The sequence below is a fragment of the Streptomyces sp. NPDC004435 genome (assembly GCF_042873895.1).
GTDB lineage: Bacteria > Actinomycetota > Actinomycetes > Streptomycetales > Streptomycetaceae > Streptomyces.
In genome coordinates, this window is sequence record NZ_JBIAMB010000012.1 from 86,124 (window position 1) to 107,378 (window position 21,255).

Genomic DNA, 21,255 nt, shown 5'->3' on the forward strand with positions numbered 1-21,255 from the left:
AGTTCCCTGAGGATTTCCTCAGGAAGCCCCGCCGGCGCGGGCGATACTCGGGGCCATGCGCATCCTGGCGATCGAGGACGAGGAACGGATAGCCGCCTCGCTCCGGCGCGGCCTCACGGCCGTCGGCTACACCGTCGACGTGGCCCACGACGGTGTCACCGGCCTCCACCTGGCCCGCGAGCACCGCTACTCCGCCGTCCTCCTCGACCTCATGCTGCCCGGCCTCAGCGGCTACCAGGTCTGCGCCCGGCTGCGCGCCGAGGGCAACGACGTGCCGGTGCTGATGCTGACCGCGAAGAACGGCGAGTACGACGAGGCCGAGGGCCTCGACACCGGAGCCGACGACTACCTCGCGAAACCCTTCTCGTACGTCGTCCTGGAAGCCCGGCTGCGCGCCCTCGTCCGCCGCGGCGGCGCCCGCGTCCCCGCCCTCCTGGGGGCCGGCGACCTCTGGCTCGACCCGGCCCGCCGCACCTGTGGCCGGGGGAGCGAACAGATCGCCCTCACGCCGAAGGAGTTCGCCGTCCTGCACTGCCTGCTGGGCCGCCTCGACGAGGTCGTGCCCCTCGTCGACATCCTCGACGAGGTGTGGTCCGCGGACTTCACCGGCGACCCGAACATCGTGCACGTCTACATCAGCGCCGTACGGAAGAAGATCGACGCCCCCTTCGGACGCGAGACGATCGAGACGGTACGCGGCGCGGGCTACCGGGTGAGCGGCCGTGCGTGACCCCGCGCGCCCCGCGTGGGCGACCCGCCCGGTCTGGGCCTCCGGCCTCGCCGCCGCGTTCGTCGTCGGCAGCGCGGTCGCGTGGCTCCAGTACGCGGACCGGGCCGCCGGCCCCCGCTCCACCTGGCCCGCGGTCCACCTCAACGACGACCGGGTCGGCCCGCAGATCGAGCAGATCACCACCTGGGGCACCTGGGCCGGAGCCCTGTACGTGGCCGCCGTCTGCCTCCTCGCGGGGAAGGGCGGACCCTGGTGGGTACGGCTCCGGGGCGCGGCCGTCGCCGCCGCCGTGACGGCCGCCCTCTACACCACCTACGGCGGCTGGCTCCTCAAGGAGAACGAGCACGGCAAGGTCGACGTCGCGGAGAAGGCGATCCGCTGGGCCGTCGCCTGCATCGGCCCCTCCGCCGGCCTCATCACGGCGGCGGCGGTCGCGGTCGCCGTGGGCAGGGGCGGCGCCCGGATCTCCTTCCGGGGCCGGGTGGCGCTCACCGCGGGGGCGGTCAGCGGCGCGCTCCTCCTCGCGGCCGTCCAGACCTTCCAGTCCCTGAACGACGCCCACGACACCCTCGACAAGGTCTACTGGATCGCCCTCACCACCGGCGTCCCGCTGGCGGCCGTCCTGACGGGCTTCCTGGTGCACCGCATGGTCGCCAGGGCGCTCAGGCCGGTGGAGGCGATCCGCCGCGAACTCGCCGACATCACGGGCCAGTCACTGGACCGCCGCGTCCCCGTCCCCCCGACGGCCGACGTCATCGCGGACCTCGCCCGCACCACGAACGCGACCCTGGACCGCCTGGAGGCGGCCTCCACCCGGCAGCGCGAGTTCACCGCCGACGCGGCCCACGAACTCCGCAGTCCGCTGGCCGCGTTGCGCGCCCAGCTGGAGTCGGCCCTGCGCCACCCGGAGTCGGTGGAGGACTGGCGGGAGGTGGTGACGGGGGCGGCGGCGGACGTCGTCCGCCTCCAGCGCCTCGCCGACGACCTGCTCCTGCTGGCCAGCCACGGCTCGGTCCCCCCGGTCCGCGAACCGGTCGACCTGTCGGCCCTGGCGGAGGACCTGGTCCGCGAGCACCAGCACCTCCCGGAGGCGGCCGCGCTCCGCCTGAACTGCGAGGCCCCCGCCCCGGCGGTCCTCCCGGGCAACCCCGGCCACCTCGACCGCCTCCTCCGAAACCTCCTGACGAACGCCTGCCGTCACGCGAGGTCCGAGGTCACGGTGGCCGTCCGCACCTCTCCGACGCATCTGACCCTCGCGGTCCGCGACGACGGCCCCGGCATCCCGCCCGCCGACCGCGCCCGCGTCTTCGCCCGCTTCACCCGCCTCGACGAGTCCCGCACCCGCGCCCAGGGCGGCGCCGGCCTGGGCCTCCCCATCGCGAGAGACCTCGCCACCGCCCACGCCGGCACCCTCACCATCGAGGACACGCCCACCGGCGCCCTGCTGGTGGCCCGGTTCCCGGCCGGGGGTCAGCCGGCGCGGAGGGTGTCGTAGGCGGTGGTGCCGGTGATGTGCACGTTCGCCGAGGCCGGAACGGCCGCGCCGAGGGAGAGCGCGGTCGCGATGACCGCGAGGACGACGAGACGTTTCGTACGGCTCATGGCGGACTCCTCGTGAAGGGGTGGGAATCGGGCGGATCGATCCTGGTGGCGGAACTTCACCGGCCGCGAAGCGGAAGGTTCTACTTCGTCAGGTGGCCGGAACAGGCGGAAGGGGCCGGGCAGATGCCCGACCCCTTCCTTCGGCGGCCCGATCGCGTCGCGCGCGGTCCCCGCCGGACGAATCCCCCCTGGTTCCGTCCGGAGTCCCCCGGGACCGTGTGCTCCCCCGTCGACCGGGCCCCTGCGGACGGCCCCGGCGGCTCCCCCGATGGCGCCGCCGGTGCCGATCTCCCCGTGGGAATGGTCTACTTGGCCGGCTCCGACGTGATGTGGATGTTGTCGGTCGTGGCCGTCCCGGTGCCGCTGCCGGCGGGAGCGACGGGCTCCTCGGGGCCACCGGTGATGTGGATGTTCTTGACGCCGATCTTCTCGGCTATCGCGGAGGCGTCCTCGCCCTCGGTGATGTGGATGTTCTTGGTGGTCACATCAGTGTTCTCGTCGCTCATTGCGTGCTACCTCTCGCTCATGGGTGGTCGTCAGGGCGGGACCGTCCGGCCGTTCCCCCGTTGGATGGCCGGACGGGCCCTGCGGGCCGCTCACCCTAGTGCGTCCGAGCGACGGCCTTTCAGGCGGTCCGTCTGCCCCCCGACGCGACGGATCGACTGCTGTAGAGCATGGCGGAGCGCGATAAACGAACGATGAACGACCAGCCCGCGGAGGGTCAGGCGACCGCCGACGGATTGAGCAGGGCGCGTACGGCAGCCCCTTCGGGGGATCCCAGGGCGTCGAAGATCTCCAGGGCGTCACGCCAGCAGACCTCGGCACGCCCGGTCTGACCGATGCCGATCAGGGCTCGGCCGAGCACGGTGAGCACGTTGCCGCGGCGCCACTCGCCGCCGATGCCGCGCAGGACGGTGAGAGCCGTTTCGGCGTTGGACGCGGCCTGCGCGTAGCGACGTTCCGTCACCTCCGCCTCGGCGAGACGGTAGAGCGTCATGCCTTCCCACAGCCGCTGGCGGCTGTCCTGGAAGACGGTCAGCGCCTCCCGCAGCCGCTCTGCGGCCAGGCCGAAGCGGCCGCTCTGGGCCAGTGCCATCCCCAGTGCGTAGCGCCCGTTGGCCCCCTTGAGCGCGTGCCCGAGGGCGTCGTACATGTCCGTGCCCTGCCGTGCCAGTCGGACCGCGCTGTCGGTACGTCCGGTGATCAGGTGGATGCGCGACAGGTTGCACAGGGCGCTCGCCTCGCCGGCGGCGTCCTCGCAGGTGCGGAAGTGCTCGATGGCACGGGCGAAGTGCTGCTCCGCCTCAGCGTGGTTGCTCTGGTAGAACGCCATGACCCCGAGGATGTTCGGAGCCCAGCACAAGGGGAGTGGGTCGTTCACCGAGTGGGCCAGTCGCATCGCGGCCCGCGCCTCCTCGTCCGCCTGGGCGAACCGCCCCGATACGTGGTGGCCATAGGCGAGGGAGATCGAAGCCCGGCATTCGGCACGGGTGTCGGCGGAGCGAACCGCCGCCCCCCGCAGCACCGTCGCCACCGCCTCGTACTCCTTGGAGTTGGCGCCCGACTCGGCCAGGTCGAGAGAGGCCCAGAGGAGGTCGACCGCGCGGCGGAGGGTGTCCGGGGCGGTGGCGGACTGGCGGACGCAGGCCAGGAGGCAGTGGGACTCGGCGTAGAGCCAGTCCTGGGCCGCGTGGCGGTCGGTGAAGGACAGGCCCTCGTACGTCGTCGGCTCCAGGTGGTCGACCAGGCGGTCGCCGGGACGCTCGATGGCGTACACCCGGGCCGCGGTCGACAGGTAGAAGTCGAGCAGGCGCGAGAGGGCCGCCTCCTTCTCGGTGGGCGGGTGCTCGTCGCGGTCGGCGCAGGCGCGGGCGTAGAGGCGCAGCAGGTCGTGGTAGCGGTAGCGGCCGGGGGCGGCCGATTCGAGGAGCGACGTGTCCACCAGGGCCTCCAGGAGGTCCTCGGTGTCCCAGAGCGGGAGGTCCAGGACGGCCGCGGCCGCCGCCAGGGAGATGTCCGGGCCGTCGGCGAGGCCCAGCAGGCGGAAGGCCCTCGCCTGGGCGGGCTCCAGCTGGCCGTAGCCCAGCTCGAACGTGGCCTTCACCGCGAGGTCGCCCGCCTGGAGCTCGTCGAGGCGCCGCCGCTCGTCGCCCAGCTTCGCGGCGAGGACCGACACCGTCCAGGTGCGCCGGGCGGCCAGCCGCGACGCGGCGATGCGGATCGCCAGCGGCAGGAAACCGCACGCGGCGACGACGTCGAGGGCCGCCTCCCGCTCCGCCCGCACCCGCTCCTCGCCGACGATCCGGGTGAAGAGCTGGAGGGCCTCCTCCGGGGACATCACGTCGAGGTCCACCAGGTGCGCGCCCGCCAGGTCCACCATGCGGATGCGGCTGGTGACGAGCGCCGCGCACCCCGCCGTACCGGGCAGCAGGGGCCGGATCTGGGCCGCGTCCCGCGCGTTGTCGAGCAGGATCAGGACCCGGCGGCCGTCCAGCGTCGAGCGGTAGAGGGCGGCGCGGTCCTCCAGCGAGTCGGGGATGGCCGAGTCGGGGGTGCCGAGGGCGCGGAGGAAGGAGCCGAGGACGGTCTCGGGCGCCGCCGCGCGCGCCCCGGCGCCCTGGAGGTCGACGTACAGCTGTCCGTCGGGGAAGTGCGGGCGGGCCTCGTGGGCCACGTGGACGGCGAGGGTGGTCTTGCCGACGCCGCCGATGCCGGCCAGCGCGGAGACCGCCATGACGGAGCCCTCGGCGGTGGAGAGCCGGGCGCCCAGCTCCCGTACGAAGGCGGCCCGGCCGGTGAAGTCAGCCACGGTCGCGGGGAGTTGGGCGGGGCGCGCGACCGGCGCCGCGGCCGGGGCCTGCTCCTCGACGGGGCGGGCCAGTTCGGCGTCGCCCTGGAGGATGCGCTGCTGGAGCCGGGAGAGTTCGGGGGTCGGGTCGACGCCGAGCTCGTCGGCGAGGAGCCGACGGGTGTCGGCGTACACGGCGAGGGCCTCCGCCTGCCGTCCGCCCCGGTAGAGCGCGAGCATCAGCAGTTCGCGGAGGCGTTCGCGCAGCGGGTGCGCGGCGGTGAGCGCGGTCAGTTCGGAGACGGCCTCGGCGTGCGCGCCGATCTCCAGGTCGACGTCGACGCGGGTCTCCAGGAGGGTGAGCCGCCACTCCTCCAGGCGGGTGCGCTGGGCGTCGGCGTACGGCCCGGGGACGGAGGCCAGGACCTCGCCGTCCCACAGGTCGAGGGCTTCGGCGAGCCGGTCGCGGGCCGCGGCCCGCTCGCCGCCCGCCCGCAGCTTCTCGGCCTCGGCGGCGAGCTCCCGGGCGCGCGTGAGGTCGAGTCCGGTGGCCGCGGTCCGCAGGGCGTAGCCGCCGGACTCGCTGACGAGCACCTCGGCGCCGAGGACCTTGCGGAGCCGGGAGGCGTACGTACGGAGCGCGGCGAGCGCCTGCGAGGGGGGTTCCTCGCCCCAGAGGGCGTCGATGAGCTCGGCGGCGGTGGCGGTACGCCCGCCGCGCAGGAGCAGCGCGGCGAGCAGCGCCCGCTGCTGGGGCGAGCCGGTGGCCAGTGCCTCCCCGTCCCGCCAGGCCCGCACGGGCCCGAGCACACCGAAGCGCAGACCGGCGGCGGCGCCCGCGCCCGTACCGGCTCCGGAGCCAGTGCCCGTGCCGATGACGCCGGTGGTGCCCGCGCCCGTGCCCGTACCGGCCCCGGTGTCCGAGTCTCCGGCCGCGCCCGCGCCTCCGGCCGCGCCCGCACCGGCTCCGGTGTCCGCGCCGACTCCCGCGCCCGTACCGGTTTCCGCGCCCGTCGCGGCTCCCGCGCCCGTACCGGCTCCGGTGTCCGAGTCTCCGACCGTGCCCGTGCCGGCTCCCGTCCCCGCTCCGTCGGGCGTCGGCGCCGGTGCCCGTTCCGTCGTCCGGGAGGTGTCGTCCTCCCCGGTCCGTGCCCGCTGCCGGGGCACGCCGACGTCCACCCCGGCCTCGTTCCCGCCGGGGCCCCGCGCCGGGACGCGCGGCCCGTTCTCCTGCCCCATGGCTCCCCCTGCCCTACCGGTGGTATCGCCCCGGACAGTCTGCCTTGTCCGGAGGGAGCGCGTCAGCATCGGGGCGCGGTTGTGGGAGACCTGTGACCGGGGGGCCTCTTCCTCGTCCCGATCCCGCCGCCACAGGAGCTGACGGTTCGTCAGATCAGCGCTACCGTGAAGGGCATGGAGACCCAGGAGACCTTCCCCAGGATCATCTCGGTGGACGACCACACCGTGGAGCCCCCGCACGTCTGGCGGGACCGGCTCCCGTCCCGGTACCACGACACCGGCCCCCGGATCGTCCGCGCCCCGCTGAAGGAGATGACCTTCCTCGGCGGCAAGTTCGCGCCCGTCATGGGCGCGCGGGGCGACGACGGGCCGATCGGCGACTGGTGGGTCTACGAGGATCTGCACAGGCCCCTCACCCGCCTCGACACGGCCGTCGGCTACGACCGCGACGAGATACGCCTCGAAGTCATCACCTACGAGCAGATGCGGCCGGGCTCCTTCTCCGTGCCCGACCGGCTCGCCGACATGGACGTCAACCACGTCCAGTCCGCGCTCTGCTTCCCGACCTTCCCGCGCTTCTGCGGCCAGACCTTCACCGAGGCGGCCGACCGCGAGCTCGGCCTGCTGTGCGTGCGCGCGTACAACGACTGGATGGTGGAGGAGTGGTGCGGGCCGGAGGCGCGCGGGCGGCTGATCCCGCTGACCCTCATCCCGCTCTGGGACCCGGAGCTGGCCGCCGCCGAGGTGCGGCGGAACGCCGCGCGCGGGGTGCGGGCGGTCGCCTTCTCCGAGATCCCGCCGCACCTGGGGCTGCCGTCGGTGCACACCGACCACTGGGACCCCTTCTTCCGGGCCTGCGACGACACCGGCACGGTCATCGCGATGCACATCGGCTCGTCCAGCCGGATGCCGTCCACCTCGGCGGACGCCCCGCCGGCGGTCGGCTCCACGATCACCTTCGCCAACTGCTGCTTCTCGATGGTCGACTGGCTGATGAGCGGCAAGTTCGAGCGCTTCCCGAACCTGCGGATCATGTACGCGGAGGGCCAGATCGGCTGGATCCCGTACATCCTGGAGCGGGCGGACGTGGTCTGGGAGGAGAACCGCGCCTGGGGCGGGGTCGCGGACAAGGTCACCCGGCCGCCGTCGGAGCTCTTCGCCGGGCATGTCTTCGGCTGCTTCTTCGACGACGCCTTCGGGCTGCGCAACCTCGACGCGATCGGCGCCGCGAACGTCCTCTACGAGACGGACTACCCGCACTCCGACTCGACCTGGCCCAAGTCCAAGGAGGTCGGCGAGGCACAGATGGGCCACCTGGCACCGGACGTCGTCGACCGGATCGTGCGCGGCAACGCCATCGACCTGCTGGGCCTGACCCCGGAGGGGCTCTGGCGGCCTTGAGGCGGGCGGCGGGCCCCGCCCCGCCGGGTCAGGCCAGGGCGTCCCGCACGCCCTGCTCGCTCAGATCGGGCGCGTGCCGGGCGACGGTCCGGTAGCCGTCATCGTCGTGCAGGACGGTCAGTCCGTGGTGGGCCGCCGTGGCCGCGATGATCAGATCGACGGCCGACGCGCTGCGGTGCTCCCCGGCCCGTGCCATGCGGCGCTGCACCGCGTCGATCCAGCGCCCGGCGTTCTTCGGTACCGCGACATCGGGGTAGAGGTCGGCGAACATCTCGGCGATCTCGTCGTACTCCCGCCCGTTCCGGGCGCTGTGCAGGAATTCGGCGCGCTGGGGGTAGCACGATGCGATCGCCTCGGCGTCGATCGCATCGTGCCAGGCGGCCTGGAGCGCCGGGTCCCCGAGCAGCCGGACGAGGCCGGAGGTGTCGAGGAGGTAGATCACCCGGCGTCCTTCTCGGCCCGATGGCGTCGCTCGGCGTCCTCGACCGCTCCCCAGTGGCGGGCCCGCTCGAAGTGGCGCCCGATGCGCGCGGCGCGCTCCTGTCGTTCGGCGTAGAAGCGCAGCGCGAGGTTGACGGCCTCTTTCTTGGTTCGCGCCTTGGAGAGGGCCATGGCCCGCTCCAGCGCGTCCTCGTCTATGTCGATCTGAGTGACGGCCATGGCGGGCCCTCCGTCTTGTGGGTCATGTACAAAGAATTGTACCTCTTACACATCGCGCTCGCCCGGCGATGCGTCGCCGCACCCCTTGCCTGACGACCCGTCAGGGTCCAGCATGGCCCCGGCGCCAGAACTGACGCAGCGTCAGATGGAGGGGGTCCCCATGGTGGTCTACGGCATGCAGCTGCCGGTCCAGTCCCAGTCCGTGATCTACGCCGAGCCCTGGGAGGCCACCGCGGGCCCCGCCGACCTGCTGGCCGTCGCCCGCGCCGCGGACGCGCACGGCTTCGACTACGTCGCCTGCTGCGACCACGTCGCCATCCCGCGCCGGCTCGCCGCCGGGATGAGCACGGTCTGGTACGACCCGGTCGCCACGCTGTCCTTCCTCGCCGCCGCCACCGAGCGGGTCCGGCTGCTCTCGCACGTCGCCGTCGTCGGGCTCCGGCACCCGCTGGTCACCGCCAAGGCGTACGCGACCGTCGACCACCTCTCCGGCGGCCGGCTGGTCCTCGGGGTGGGCGCCGGGCACGTGCAGGAGGAGTTCGAGGCGGTCGGGGCGGACTTCGCGGGCCGGGGCGGGGTCCTCGACGAGACGATCGACGCGCTGCGGGCGGCGCTCGGCCCGGAGGAGTACCCGGAGCACCTGGGGGAGCGCTTCGCCTTCAAGGACCTCGGGCAGCGGCCCCGGCCCGCGCAGGAGCGGGTCCCGGTCTGGGTGGGCGGCTCCTCCCCGGCGGCCGTGCGGCGGGCCGCGCTCAAGGGCGACGGCTGGCTGCCGCAGGGCGACCCCCGGGAGGTGCTGGCCCGCCGGATCGAGCGGATCGGGCGGCTGCGCGAGGAGGCGGGGCTCTCGGAGCCCTTCGTCTTCGGCGCGATCGCCGAGCCGCTGTACGTCGGTACCCCCGGCTGGGAGGTCGGGCGCCGCACGCTCACCGGCCGGCCGGAGGAGCTGGCGGCCTCGCTCCGGGAGTACGGGGCGATGGGCGTCGGCCAGATCCAGGTGCGGTTCCGCAGCCGGAGCCGCAGCGAACTCATCGACCAGATGGCGGCCTTCGGTTCGGAGGTCGCCCCGCGGCTGTAGGGAGTGTGGGCATGGGCAAGCTGGACGGGCGGGTCGTGATCGTCACGGGGGCGGCGCGCGGCCAGGGCGAGCAGGAGGCGCGGCTCTTCGCCGCCGAGGGGGCCCGGGTGGTCCTCGCGGACGTGCTGGACGGCCCCGGGGAGGCCCTGGCCAAGGAGCTGGGGGAGGAGCGGGCCGCCTACGTCCACCTGGACGTGACCCGCGAGGAGGAGTGGACGGCCGCGGTGGCCGCCGCCAAGGAGCGGTTCGGGAAGATCGACGGGCTGGTGAACAACGCCGGCATCCTCCGCTTCAACGCCCTGCTCACGACCCCGCCGGAGGAGTTCCGCGCGGTCGTCGAGGTCAACCAGACCGGCTGCTTCCTGGGGATCAGGGCGGTCGCCCCGGAGATCGCGGCGGCCGGTGGCGGCACGATCGTCAACACCGCCTCGTACACCGGTGTGACCGGCATGGCCGGGGTCGGCGCCTACGCGGCCTCCAAGCACGCGGTGGTGGGGCTGACCCGGGTGGCGGCCCTGGAGCTGGCGCCGAAGGGCATCCGGGTGAACGCGGTCTGCCCGGGCGCGATCGACACCCCGATGAGCAATCCGGAGGGCGTGGACCCGGCCGCCACCGCCGAGCTGTACCGCACGCTCGTGCCGCTCGGCCGGATCGGCCGCCCGGAGGAGGTGGCGACCCTCGCCCTCTTCCTGACCTCGGAGGACTCCTCGTACGTGACGGGCCAGCCCTTCGTCGTCGACGGCGGCTGGCTGGCCGGGGTCTCCCTCTTCTGATCCCGCCCCCCACCTCAGCTGACGGCTCGTCAGCTATTGACACGGCGCAGCACATCAAAGAATCTGACGGCACGTCAGAAACTCACGAGGACGGTGACTTCCGTGGAATTCGGGATCTTCGTACAGGGATACGTCGGCAAGCGCGCCGAGACCGATCCCGAAGCCGAGCACAAGGCCCTCATGGAGGAGACCGAGTACGTCATCCAGGCGGACAAGTCCCACTTCAAGTACGCCTGGGCCTCCGAGCACCACTTCCTGGAGGAGTACTCGCACCTCTCGGCCAACGACGTCTACCTGGGCTACCTCGCCCACGCCACCGAGCGCATCCACCTCGGCTCCGGCATCTTCAACCCGCTCGCCCCGGTCAACCACCCGGTCAAGGTCGCCGAGAAGGTCGCGATGCTCGACCACCTCTCCGAGGGCCGCTTCGAGTTCGGCTCCGGCCGCGGCGCGGGCAGCCACGAGATCCTCGGCTTCTTCCCGGGCATCACCGACATGAACCACACCAAGGAACTCTGGGAAGAGACCATCGCCGAGTTCCCCAAGATGTGGCTCCAGGACGAGTACGCCGGCTTCCAGGGCAAGCACTGGTCCCTGCCGCCCCGCAAGATCCTCCCCAAGCCGTACGGCGCCTCCCACCCCGCCATGTGGTACGCCGCCGGCTCCCCCTCCTCGTACGCCATGGCCGGGAAGATGGGCCTCGGCGTCCTCGGCTTCAGCGTCCAGAAGGTCTCCGACATGGAGTGGGTCGTCGAGTCCTACAAGAACGCCATCAAGGAGGCCAAGGCCGTCGGCGACTTCGTCAACGACAACGTCATGGTCACCTCCACCGCGATCTGCGCCGAGACCCACGACAAGGCCGTCGAGATCGCCGTCGGCGGCGGCCTCAACTACCTCCAGTCGCTGCTCTTCCGCTACCACGACACCTTCCCGCGCCCCGAGGGCGTCCCCGAGTGGCCGGAACTGCTCCCCGAGTACTCCGCGGAGATCATCGAACTCCTCATCGCCGAGGAGCTGATGATCTGCGGCGACCCCTCCGAGGTCCTCGCCCAGTGCCGCCGCTGGGAGCGCGCCGGCGCCGACCAGCTCTCCTTCGGCCTCCCGATCGGGATCTCCTACGAGGACACGATGAACACGATCAAGCTGATCGGCGAGCACGTGATCCCCGAGATCGACACCGACCCGGTCCACCGCACCACCCGCTTCCGCCAGGCGGCCGGCCGCTAGCCGCGCCCCGCGCCGTCCGTGTGGGCAGGCGTCCCTCCTCCCAGGGGGACGCCCGGCGGGACGCCCGCCCACACGGGCACAGCGCGAGGCGCCGGCTTCCCGGGCCGGCGTCTCGTCACCCGCCCCGGCCGGCGGCCGTTCCGCGGCGGCCCCGGCCGGGGCGCACGCGTGGCCACGTACAGAAAGGGATCGTCATGCTCGACCACCTGATCAAGGGCGCCACCGTCGTGGACGGCACCGGCGCCCCCGCCCGCGTCGCCGACGTCGGCATCCGCGACGGCCGGATCGTGTTCCCGCCCCCCGGCGCCGCCGCCCGCACCACCGAGGACGCCACCGGACTCGTCCTCGCCCCCGGCTTCGTCGACCCGCACACCCACTACGACGCCCAGCTCTTCTGGGACCCCTACGCCACCCCCTCCATGAACCACGGCGTCACCACCGTCGCCGGCGGCAACTGCGGCTTCACCCTCGCCCCGCTCCACCCGGACCGCCCCGAGGACGCCGACTACACCCGCCGCATGATGTCCAAGGTCGAGGGCATGGCCCTGGCCGCCCTCGAAGAGGGCGTCGACTGGAGCTGGTCCTCCTTCGGCGAGTACCTCGACGCCCTGGAGGGGCGGATCGCCGTCAACGCCGGCTTCATGGTCGGCCACTGCGCCCTGCGCCGGTACGTCATGGGCGAGGACGCCGTCGGCGGCCGGGCCACCCCCGAACAGCTCACGGCCATGACCACCCTCCTCAAGGAGGCCATGGAGGCCGGCGCCTGGGGCCTGTCCACCACCCAGTCCGCCACCCACTCCGACGGCGACGGCGCCCCCGTCGCCTCCCGCCACGCGACCCCCGACGAACTCATCGCCCTCGCCGCGGCGGTCGGCGAACACGAGGGCACCCAGATCGAGGCGATCCTCGCCGGCTGCCTCGACCAGTTCTCCGACGCCGAGATCGACCTCTTCGTCGAGATGTCCGCCGCCGCCGGGCGCCCCCTGAACTGGAACGTCCTCACCATCGACGCCGCCGTCCCCGAACGCGTCCCCCGCCAGCTCACCGCCTCCGAACGCGCCCGCAAGTCCGGCGGCCGGATCGTCGCCCTCACCATGCCGATCCTCACCCCGATGAACATGTCCCTCGGCACCTTCTGCGCCCTCAACCTCATCCCCGGCTGGGGCGAGGTCCTCGGCCTCCCCGTCCCCGAGCGGATCGAGCGGCTGCGCGACCCGGACGTCCGCGCCGAGCTGCTCCGCCGCGCCGACTCCAGGGAGGCCGGCGTCTTCCGCCGCCTCGCCCGCTTCGGCCGGTACGTCATCGGCGACACCTACAGCCGCGAGAACGAGGGCCTGACCGGCCGGGTCGTCGAGGACATCGCCGCCGAGCGCGGCCAGGACGCCTTCCAGTGCCTCGTCGAGATCTGCGCCAACGACGAGCTCAGGACCGTCCTGTGGCCGATGCCCACCGACAACGACCCGGCCTCCTGGGCGCTGCGCGCCGAGACCTGGCAGCACGAGGACGTCATGCTCGGCGGCTCCGACGCCGGCGCCCACCTGGACCGCATGTGCGGAGCCCCGTACACCACCCGCTTCCTCGGCGACTGCCTGCGCGGCCGGCGGCTGGTGCCGCTGGAGCGGGCCGTGCGGATGCTCAGCGACGACCCGGCCCGGCTCTTCGGGCTCCGCGAGCGCGGCCGGATCGCCGAGGGCTTCCACGCCGACCTGGTCCTCTTCGACCCCGAGCGGATCGACGCCGGCCCCGCCACCCTCGTCCACGACCTGCCCGGCGACAGCCCTCGCCTGGACTCCCGGGCGGTCGGCATCGTCTCCGTCCGCGTCAACGGCGTGGAGACGGTCAGGGACGACGAGGTCACCGGAGCCGTACCCGGGCGCGTCCTGCGCTCGGGCCGCGACACGAGGACGGTGAGCACCCGGTGAGCGGCATCACCGAGCGGCTGTACATAGGAGGGGAGTGGACCGAGCCCGACGGCGGCCACTACGAGGTGATCGACCCGGCCACCGAGGAGCTTGTCGGACTCGCCCCCGAGGCCTCCCGGGCCCAGGTGTACGAGGCGGCCGCCGCCGCCCGCGACGCCTTCGCGTCCTGGTCCCGGACGAAGCCCGAGGAGCGGGCCGTGCTCCTCGACCGGGCCGCCGCGATCATGGCCAGGGACGCCGACGCGCACACCGCCCTCGCCCGCGCCGAGACCGGCGCCACCACCGGCACCGCGCGCGGCATGCAGGTGGCCGTCGGCTCCGCACGCTTCCGGCGGTACGCCAAGGGAGCCCTGGAGCCGGTCGAGCAGCCCCTGCCGCCGCAGATCAACGAGGCGGGGCCGATGGGGAGGGCGGGCGTCTTCGGCGCGGTCGCGGTCCGCCGCCCGGTCGGCGTCGTCACCTGCGTCACCTCGTACAACAACCCCTGGGCCAACCCGGCCGGCAAGATCGCGCCGGCGCTCGCGATGGGCAACACCGTCGTGGTGAAGCCCGCCCCGCAGGACCCGCTGTCCGTCTTCGCCATGGTCCGCGCCCTGGAGGAGGCCGGTGTCCCGGCCGGGGTGGTCAACCTGGTCACCGGCTCGGCGCCCGCCGTCGGCGAGGCGGCCGTCGACTCCCCGGACGTCGACATGGTCTCCTTCACCGGCTCCACGGCCGTCGGCCAGGCGATCGGCGAGGTCTGCGGCCGGACCATGAAACGGCAGCTGATGGAACTGGGCGGCAAGGGCGCCGCGCTCGTCCTCGACGACGCCGACCTCGACTCGGCCGTGATGGGCATCGGCACGACCTTCTCCTTCTACAGCGGCCAGATCTGCACCGCCCCGACCCGGGTGCTCGCCCAGCGCGGGATCTACGAGCGCCTGGTCGAGAAGCTCACCGGCTACCTCGCCTTCATGAAGGTGGGGGACCCGGCCGCGCCGGGCACGGTCGTCGGTCCGGTGATCTCGGCCGCCCACCGCGACCGGATCGAGTCCTACGTCGAGCTGGGGCGCAAGGAGGGTGCCAGGGTCGTCGCCGGCGGCGAGCGTCCCGACCTCGACCGCGGCTTCTACGTCGCCCCGACGCTCCTCGCCGACTGCACCAACGAGATGCGGGTGGTGCGGGAGGAGATCTTCGGCCCGGTCGTCGTGGTCGTCCCCTTCGACGACGAGGAGGAGGGCATCGCGCTGGCCAACGACAGCGACTACGGCCTGCTCGACTACGTCTGGTCCGGGGACGTCGCCCGCGCCTTCCGGATCGCCGCGCGGCTGCGGGCCGGCGGGGTCGGGATCAACACCGTCGGCCGGAACATGGAGGCCCCCTTCGGCGGCTTCAAGAAGAGCGGGGTGGGCCGGGACGTGGGGTCCTACGCCCTCCACGCCTACAGCGAGCTCCAGGCGGTGGTCTGGCCCGGCTGACCGGCCGGTACAAAGGCCGGAACCCAGTCCTCCCAAGGGTTCCGGCCCGCCCGGAGACGCCCGGGAAAATTCCTCGGGAAAATTTCGAATCGGACATTTCGCCCTCGGCTGCGGTTCCCGCATATCGGACATCCGGCGGCCGACCTACCAGTTGGTCGGTAGGGTGGGGTGGTCGATCTTTCAATCATTGGCCGCTTGCCCGCTCTGGCCTCTCAATGCAAGGCGCCGAGCGATCAGCTGAGCGGACTTCGCCCCTCCGGATAAGGAAACCGCAGCACTTAACGTCCTGTTCATGACTCAGGTGGAAGCGCGGCCCCAGGCCGGAGACACGGTAAGGGGCGCCACCGCCCCCGGCGACACCCCCGGTGTGCGCAAGAAGGGCCTCGGCGGCAACTCCGTCGGCCTCTTCGGCAATGCCGTCATCGGCATCTCCACCGTCGCCCCGGTCTACTGCCTGACCTCCACGCTCGGCTCCACCGCCGGCGAGGTCGGCCTCCAGATGCCGGCCGTCTTCCTCGCGGGCTTCCTCCCGATGCTCCTCGTCGCCTTCGCGTACCGGGAGCTCAACCGGGCCATGCCCGACTGCGGCACCTCCTTCACCTGGACCGTGAAGGCCTTCGGCCCCAAGATCGGCTGGATGTGCGGCTGGGGCCTGGTGATCGCCACGATCATCGTGCTCTCCAACCTCGCGGGCGTCGCCACCTCGTACTTCTGGCTCCTCGCGGGCGAGATCACCGGCAGCGAGTCGATCGCCGCCCTCGACGGCAACAAGGCCGTCCACATCCTCACCTGCCTCGCCCTCATCGCCACCGCCACCGCGATCAGCTACCGCGGCATGACGGCCACCAAGGGCGTCCAGTACACCCTCGTCGGGCTCCAGCTCGTCGTCCTCGCCGTCTTCGTCGCCCTGGCCCTCTCCAAGGCCGGCTCCTTCGAGACCTCGGTCGACTTCTCCTGGTCCTGGATGAACCCCTTCGCGGTCCAGTCCTTCGCCGCCTTCACCGCCGGCCTCTCCCTCTCGATCTTCATGTACTGGGGATGGGACGCCTGCATGGCGACCAACGAGGAGACCACCGGCAGCGACAAGACGCCCGGCCGCGCCGCGCTCATCGCGATGGTCGTCCTCGTCGGCTCCTACCTCGCCACCGGCATCGCCGCGCAGATGGCCGTCGGCTCCGGCGACCAGGGCCTCGGCCTCGCCAACCCGGAGACCTCCGACAACGTCTTCGCCGCCCTCGCCGGCCCGGTCATGGGCCCCGTCCTCGGCGTCTTCCTCTTCGTCGCCGTCCTGGCCTCCGCCGCCGCGAGCCTCCAGACCACCTTCATCCCGGTCGCCCGCACGGTCCTCGCCATGTCCACCTACGAGGCCCTGCCGAAGTCCTTCACCAAGGTCCACCCGGTCTTCAAGACCCCCGGCAAGGCCACCGTCGTCGCGGGTGTCGCCACCGGCGCCTTCTACACCGTGATGACCCTGGTCAGCGAGCACGTCCTGGTCGACACCATCTACGCGCTCGGCCTCATGATCTGCTTCTACTACGGCATCACGGCCTTCGCCTGCGTGTGGTACTTCCGCGGCGAGCTCTTCCGCTCCTTCCGCGACTTCGCCTTCAAGGGCCTCATGCCGGCCCTCGGCGGCGTCATGCTCACCGCGGTCTTCGGCAAGACCCTCTACGACATGTGGGATCCGGCCTACGGCTCCGGCTCCGCCGTCTTCGGCGTCGGCTCCGTCTTCGTCATCGCCGTCGGCCTCCTCCTCCTCGGCGCCGTCATCATGCTCGTCATGCAGCGCCGCAGCCCCGCCTTCTTCCGCGGCGAGGTCCTGACGAAGGAGACCCCGTCCCTGGTGGTCGCCGACTGACCGCGCACACCTCTGCCTGAGTCATCCAGAACGCGAAAGCGGCGGTCCCGTGGGGGGTACCGCCGCTTTCGTACGCCGTCCCGCGCGCGGGACTACCGCTGCCCGGGCAGCAGCTTGTTCACGGCCTGGTTGGCGGGCGGCAGGTCCGCGGCCTGCGGCGGGAGGGGCTTCGGGTCGAGGACGCCGCTGAGGGGCACCACCGACGGCAGGTTCAGGCCGCCCGCGTCGGCGGCGGCGGTACCCGCAGAGGCGAGGCCGCCGGTGGCGGCGAAGGCGGTCAGGGCGGCTGCGGTGAGGAGCTTCTTCATGCCCGCTCCAACGGGGGGCGGCCGGGACCGGTTACGAACCGGCCCCTACCATCGCGCCATGCGCGTGAAGAGCGAATGGTCCCTGAGGCCCGGACGGGCCGAGGACGTCGAGCCGGTCGCCGAACTGCGCGCCCTCGTGATGCGCGCCGACCTGGAGCGGCTCGGACGGTACGACGAGGAGAAGGTCCGGCAGCGCCTCCGGGACGGCTTCTCACCCGCGTACACCTCGATCGTCGAGACCGACGGCGGGGCGCTCGCCGGCTGCGTCACGCTCCGCCCCGACACCGGAGGAGACGGCCTCCACCTGGAGCACTTCTACCTCTCCCCGGATCTCCAGGGCCGGGGCCTCGGCACGGCCGTCCTCGACCGGCTGCTGGCCCGCGCCGACGCGGCCGGCGCCCCCGTCCGCCTCAACGTCCTCCAGGGCAGCCCGGCCCGCCGCCTCTACGAGCGGGCCGGGTTCACCGTGGAGGCCGAGGACCCGGTGGACGTGTTCATGGTCAGGAAGCCGGCGCCTCCCCGATGAGGGCGGTCGCGACCGTACGGAAGCCGAGCCGCGCGCAGAGCCGCTCCACGCCCGCGTCCGAGGCCGCCAGAAGGACGAGACCGGCCCCGCCCGCCCGCGCCGTCCACCCCGACACGTCATGGGCCTCGGAATCCCGGCCCGCAGCCCCTACCGTGCCGTCATGCGGATCTCGACCACGATCTTCCTGACCGACGAGACCATCTCGCCCGTGCGGCTCGCCCGCGAGCTGGAGGCGCGCGGCTTCGCAGGCCTCTACCTGCCCGAGCACACCCACATCCCGGTCTCCCGCGAGACCCCCTACCCGCCCGGCGGGGAGCTGCCCCGCGAGTACGCGCGCACGCTGGACCCCTTCGTCGCGCTCGCCCAGGCCGCCGCCGTCACCGAACGGCTCGCGCTCGGCACCGGCATCACGCTGCTCGCACAGCACGACCCGATCGCGCTCGCCAAGCAGATCGCCACCCTCGACCACCTCTCCGGCGGCCGCTTCACCCTCGGCCTCGGCTACGGCTGGAACCGCGAGGAGGCCGCCGACCACGGCGTCGCCTGGCCCACCCGCCGCGAGCTCGTCCGCGACCGGCTGGCGCTCATGAGGGCCCTGTGGGCGCCGGAACCGACGGCGTACGAGGGCGGGTCCGGGTTCTCGGCGCGCGCCTCCGAGGTCTGGCCCAAGCCGGCCGGCGGCGCCCCGCGGATCCTCCTCGGCGGCGCCGCGGGACCGAAGCTCTTCGCGGCGATCGCCGAGCAGACGGACGGCTGGATGCCGATCGGCGGCGGCGGCCTCTCGGAGACCCTGCCGCCGCTCCGCACCGCCTGGGAGGAGGCGGGCCGCGACCCCAAGACGCTCCAGGTCGTCCCGTACGCCGTCCTCCCCACCCCCGGCAAGCTCGCCCACTACGCCGAACTCGGCTGCGAGGAGACCGTCCTCCAGCTCCCGCCCGCCGGCGAGTCCGAGGTCCTGCGGGTCCTGGACGCCTACGCGGCCTACCTGGGATGACGGAGGGACGACGAGCTGCGGGGACCCCGCTCCGGCGCGCGGGCCGCGCTCGTATGCTCGGGGGATGACGGACCAGCAGGTGGGCGACCGGGACCAGGGGCAGGGCGACGGGCAGAGCGGGGCGGCCCCGACCAGGAACGCGATGCGGCGCGCGCTGCGGCGGGCCAGGGACGGGGTCGCGCTCGACGTCGGCGAGGCGGCGGTGCTGCTGCGGGCGCGCGGGGAGGACCTGGCGGAGCTCGTGGCGGTCGCGGGGCGGGTCCGGGACGCCGGGCTCGAAGCCGCCGGGCGGCCGGGGGTGATCACGTACTCGAAGAGCGTGTTCATACCTCTCACCCGTCTCTGCCGCGACAAGTGCCACTACTGCACCTTCGTGACCGTGCCGGGGAAGCTGCGGCGCGAGGGCCACGGCATGTTCCTGTCGCCGGACGAGGTGCTGGACATCGCGCGCAAGGGCGCCGCGCTCGGCTGCAAGGAAGCCCTGATCACCCTCGGCGACAAGCCGGAGGACCGGTGGCCCGAGGCGCGCGAGTGGCTGGACGCGCACGGCTACGACGACACCCTCGCCTACGTACGGGCCATGTCGGTGCGGATCCTGGAGGAGACCGGGCTCCTGCCGCACCTCAACCCGGGCGTGATGTCCTGGACGGACTTCCAGCGGCTGAAGCCGGTGGCGCCGTCGATGGGCATGATGCTGGAGACCACCGCCACCCGGCTCTGGTCCGAGCCCGGCGGCCCGCACTTCGGCTCCCCGGACAAGGAGCCGGCCGTCCGGCTGCGGGTCCTGGAGGACGCGGGCCGCTCCTCCGTCCCCTTCACCTCGGGGCTGCTCCTCGGCATCGGGGAGACGTACGAGGAGCGGGCGGAGTCGCTGTTCGCGCTGCGCCGCGTCGCGCGGGCGTACCACGGCATCCAGGAACTGATCATCCAGAACTTCCGGGCGAAGCCGGACACGGCGATGCGCTCGATGCCGGACGCCGAACTCGACGACCTGGTCGCGGCCGTCGCCGTCGCCCGCCTCATCATGGGCCCGTCCGCCTGCCTCCAGGCGCCGCCGAACCTGGTGGACGCCGAGTACGAGCGGCTGATCGCCGCCGGCATCGACGACTGGGGCGGGGTCTCCCCGCTCACCATCGACCACGTCAACCCCGAGCGGCCCTGGCCCCGGATCGACGAGCTCGCCGAGCGCTCCGCCGCCGCCGGCTTCGAGCTGCGCGAACGGCTCTGCGTCTACCCGGAGTTCGTCCGCCGCGGCGAGCCGTGGCTGGACCCGCGGATCGTGCCGCACGTCCGCGCGCTCGCCGACCCGGAGACCGGTCTCGCGAACCCGGACGCGGTGGTCCGCGGCCTGCCGTGGCAGGAGCCGGACGAGGCGTTCACGTCCACCGGCCGCACCGACCTCCACACGGCCGTCGACACCGAGGGCCGCACCGGCGACCGACGGGCCGACTTCGACGAGGTCTACGGCGACTGGGAGGCGCTGCGGGAGGCCGCCGCGCCCGGCATGGTCCCGGAGCGGATCGACGCCGACGTCCGCGAGGCCCTCCGGGTCGCCGCCGACGACCCGACGCGCCTCACCGACCCCCAGGCCCTCGCCCTCCTCCACGCCGACGGCCCGGCGCTCGACGCGCTCTGCGCGGTCGCGGACGACGTGCGGAAGTCGGTCTCCGGCGACGAGGTGACGTACATCGTCACCCGGAACATCAACTTCACCAACGTCTGCTACACCGGCTGCCGCTTCTGCGCCTTCGCCCAGCGCCGCACCGACGCCGACGCGTACACCCTCTCCCTCGACCAGGTCGCCGACCGCGCACGGCAGGCGTGGGACGTCGGCGCGGTCGAGGTCTGCATGCAGGGCGGCATCCACCCCGACCTGCCCGGCACCGCCTACTTCGACATCGCGCGGGCGGTGAAGGCGCGCGTCCCCGGCATGCACGTGCACGCCTTCTCGCCGATGGAGGTCGTCAACGGCGCCACCCGCACCGGCCTGTCGATCCGCGAGTGGCTGACGGCGGCGAAGGAGGCGGGCCTCGACTCGATCCCCGGCACCGCCGCCGAGATCCTCGACGACGAGGTCCGCTGGGTGCTGACGAAGGGCAAGCTGCCCACCGCCACCTGGATCGAGGTGATCAGCACCGCGCACGAGCTGGGCATCCGCTCGTCCTCGACGATGATGTACGGGCACGTGGACCAGCCCCGGCACTGGCTCGGGCACCTGCGCACCCTGGCCTCGATCCAGCAGCGCACCGGCGGCTTCACGGAGTTCGTGACGCTCCCCTTCATCCACACCAACGCGCCCGTCTACCTCGCGGGCATCGCCCGCCCGGGCCCGACGGTCCGGGACAACCGCGCGGTGACGGCGATGGCACGGCTCCTCCTCCACCCCCACATCCCCAACATCCAGACCAGCTGGGTGAAGCTGGGCGCGGAGGGTGCGGCGGAGATGCTGCGCTCGGGCGCGAACGACCTCGGCGGGACGCTGATGGAGGAGACCATCTCGCGGATGGCGGGGTCGAGTTACGGCTCGTACCGCTCGATCCGGGACCTGGAGGCGATCGCCGAGGCCGCGGGCCGCCCGTCCCGCCCCCGGACGACCCTCTACGGCGAGGTCCCCGCCGAGCGCCAGGCCGCCGCCCGCGCCTCGGACGGCCACCTGCCGGAGCTGCTGCCGGTGATCGAGGGCTGAGCGGGG

At 73.1% G+C, this 21,255-nt stretch carries 18 protein-coding genes; 12 read left to right on the forward strand and 6 right to left on the reverse strand.

What is annotated here, in order from left to right:
• Positions 1–55 precede the first annotated feature (55 nt).
• Positions 56–730, forward strand: coding sequence for a response regulator transcription factor (locus ACFYT9_RS22395; protein ID WP_376599455.1), 675 nt, complete (start codon positions 56–58; stop codon positions 728–730).
• Positions 723–2,225: a sensor histidine kinase gene (locus ACFYT9_RS22400; RefSeq protein WP_389166458.1), complete on the forward strand. Its 1,503-nt coding sequence runs from the start codon at positions 723–725 to the stop codon at positions 2,223–2,225. Before ACFYT9_RS22395 ends, ACFYT9_RS22400 begins: the two co-directional genes overlap by 8 nt.
• Here the strand turns inward: ACFYT9_RS22400 and ACFYT9_RS22405 are convergent.
• The 3 genes from ACFYT9_RS22405 to ACFYT9_RS22415 form a co-directional block, all read right to left on the reverse strand.
• Complete coding sequence (locus ACFYT9_RS22405; RefSeq protein ID WP_387278329.1) at positions 2,201–2,332, reverse strand: hypothetical protein; 132 nt, start codon at positions 2,330–2,332, stop codon at positions 2,201–2,203. The two genes, ACFYT9_RS22400 and ACFYT9_RS22405, sit on opposite strands and share 25 nt — an antisense overlap.
• Positions 2,333–2,637: 305 nt before the next feature.
• Complete coding sequence (locus tag ACFYT9_RS22410; protein WP_389166461.1) at positions 2,638–2,838, reverse strand: hypothetical protein; 201 nt, start codon at positions 2,836–2,838, stop codon at positions 2,638–2,640.
• A 215-nt stretch (positions 2,839–3,053) separates the two neighbouring features.
• On the reverse strand, positions 3,054–6,359 hold the full coding sequence (locus ACFYT9_RS22415; RefSeq protein WP_389166464.1) for a BTAD domain-containing putative transcriptional regulator: 3,306 nt from the start codon (positions 6,357–6,359) through the stop codon (positions 3,054–3,056).
• A 174-nt stretch (positions 6,360–6,533) separates the two neighbouring features.
• Between ACFYT9_RS22415 and ACFYT9_RS22420 the strand changes: the two genes are divergently transcribed.
• Complete coding sequence (locus ACFYT9_RS22420) at positions 6,534–7,760, forward strand: amidohydrolase family protein (protein ID WP_389166467.1); 1,227 nt, start codon at positions 6,534–6,536, stop codon at positions 7,758–7,760.
• A gap of 28 nt (positions 7,761–7,788) precedes the next feature.
• On the opposite strand, the gene ACFYT9_RS22425 is transcribed toward ACFYT9_RS22420, so the two are convergent.
• Both ACFYT9_RS22425 and ACFYT9_RS22430 read right to left on the reverse strand, forming a co-directional pair.
• On the reverse strand, positions 7,789–8,202 hold the full coding sequence (locus ACFYT9_RS22425; protein WP_389166470.1) for a PIN domain-containing protein: 414 nt from the start codon (positions 8,200–8,202) through the stop codon (positions 7,789–7,791).
• Positions 8,199–8,420, reverse strand: a complete 222-nt coding sequence (locus ACFYT9_RS22430; RefSeq protein ID WP_376599468.1) for a type II toxin-antitoxin system VapB family antitoxin — start codon at positions 8,418–8,420, stop codon at positions 8,199–8,201. Before ACFYT9_RS22430 ends, ACFYT9_RS22425 begins: the two co-directional genes overlap by 4 nt.
• A gap of 160 nt (positions 8,421–8,580) precedes the next feature.
• Between ACFYT9_RS22430 and ACFYT9_RS22435 the strand changes: the two genes are divergently transcribed.
• The 6 genes from ACFYT9_RS22435 to ACFYT9_RS22460 all read left to right on the forward strand — a co-directional run bounded on the left by ACFYT9_RS22435 (position 8,581) and on the right by ACFYT9_RS22460 (position 16,735).
• Positions 8,581–9,498, forward strand: a complete 918-nt coding sequence (locus ACFYT9_RS22435; protein ID WP_389166757.1) for a TIGR03619 family F420-dependent LLM class oxidoreductase — start codon at positions 8,581–8,583, stop codon at positions 9,496–9,498.
• A gap of 11 nt (positions 9,499–9,509) precedes the next feature.
• A complete protein-coding gene (locus ACFYT9_RS22440; protein WP_387278337.1) occupies positions 9,510–10,271 on the forward strand; it encodes an SDR family NAD(P)-dependent oxidoreductase in 762 nt (253 codons plus the stop codon).
• 102 nt (positions 10,272–10,373) lie between these two features.
• Entirely contained in the window at positions 10,374–11,498 is a 1,125-nt protein-coding gene (locus ACFYT9_RS22445) for an LLM class flavin-dependent oxidoreductase (RefSeq protein WP_387278339.1), read from the forward strand.
• A 194-nt stretch (positions 11,499–11,692) separates the two neighbouring features.
• On the forward strand, positions 11,693–13,420 hold the full coding sequence (locus ACFYT9_RS22450; RefSeq protein ID WP_376598785.1) for an amidohydrolase family protein: 1,728 nt from the start codon (positions 11,693–11,695) through the stop codon (positions 13,418–13,420).
• Complete coding sequence (locus ACFYT9_RS22455; protein WP_387278342.1) at positions 13,417–14,877, forward strand: aldehyde dehydrogenase family protein; 1,461 nt, start codon at positions 13,417–13,419, stop codon at positions 14,875–14,877. The genes ACFYT9_RS22450 and ACFYT9_RS22455 overlap by 4 nt, the downstream gene beginning before the upstream one ends.
• Before the next feature lie 292 nt (positions 14,878–15,169).
• On the forward strand, positions 15,170–16,735 hold the full coding sequence (locus ACFYT9_RS22460) for an APC family permease (protein WP_376598766.1): 1,566 nt from the start codon (positions 15,170–15,172) through the stop codon (positions 16,733–16,735).
• Positions 16,736–16,827: 92 nt separating this feature from the next.
• On the opposite strand, the gene ACFYT9_RS22465 is transcribed toward ACFYT9_RS22460, so the two are convergent.
• On the reverse strand, positions 16,828–17,043 hold the full coding sequence (locus ACFYT9_RS22465) for a hypothetical protein (RefSeq protein ID WP_376598768.1): 216 nt from the start codon (positions 17,041–17,043) through the stop codon (positions 16,828–16,830).
• 58 nt (positions 17,044–17,101) lie between these two features.
• On the opposite strand from ACFYT9_RS22465, the gene ACFYT9_RS22470 reads away from it, so the two are divergent.
• The 3 genes from ACFYT9_RS22470 (at position 17,102) to ACFYT9_RS22480 (ending at position 21,249) form a co-directional block, all read left to right on the forward strand.
• Positions 17,102–17,569, forward strand: coding sequence for a GNAT family N-acetyltransferase (locus ACFYT9_RS22470; RefSeq protein WP_389166476.1), 468 nt, complete (start codon positions 17,102–17,104; stop codon positions 17,567–17,569).
• A gap of 160 nt (positions 17,570–17,729) precedes the next feature.
• Positions 17,730–18,563: an LLM class F420-dependent oxidoreductase gene (locus ACFYT9_RS22475; protein WP_387277358.1), complete on the forward strand. Its 834-nt coding sequence runs from the start codon at positions 17,730–17,732 to the stop codon at positions 18,561–18,563.
• 142 nt (positions 18,564–18,705) lie between these two features.
• Complete coding sequence (locus ACFYT9_RS22480; RefSeq protein WP_389166760.1) at positions 18,706–21,249, forward strand: bifunctional FO biosynthesis protein CofGH; 2,544 nt, start codon at positions 18,706–18,708, stop codon at positions 21,247–21,249.
• Positions 21,250–21,255: the final 6 nt, after the last annotated feature.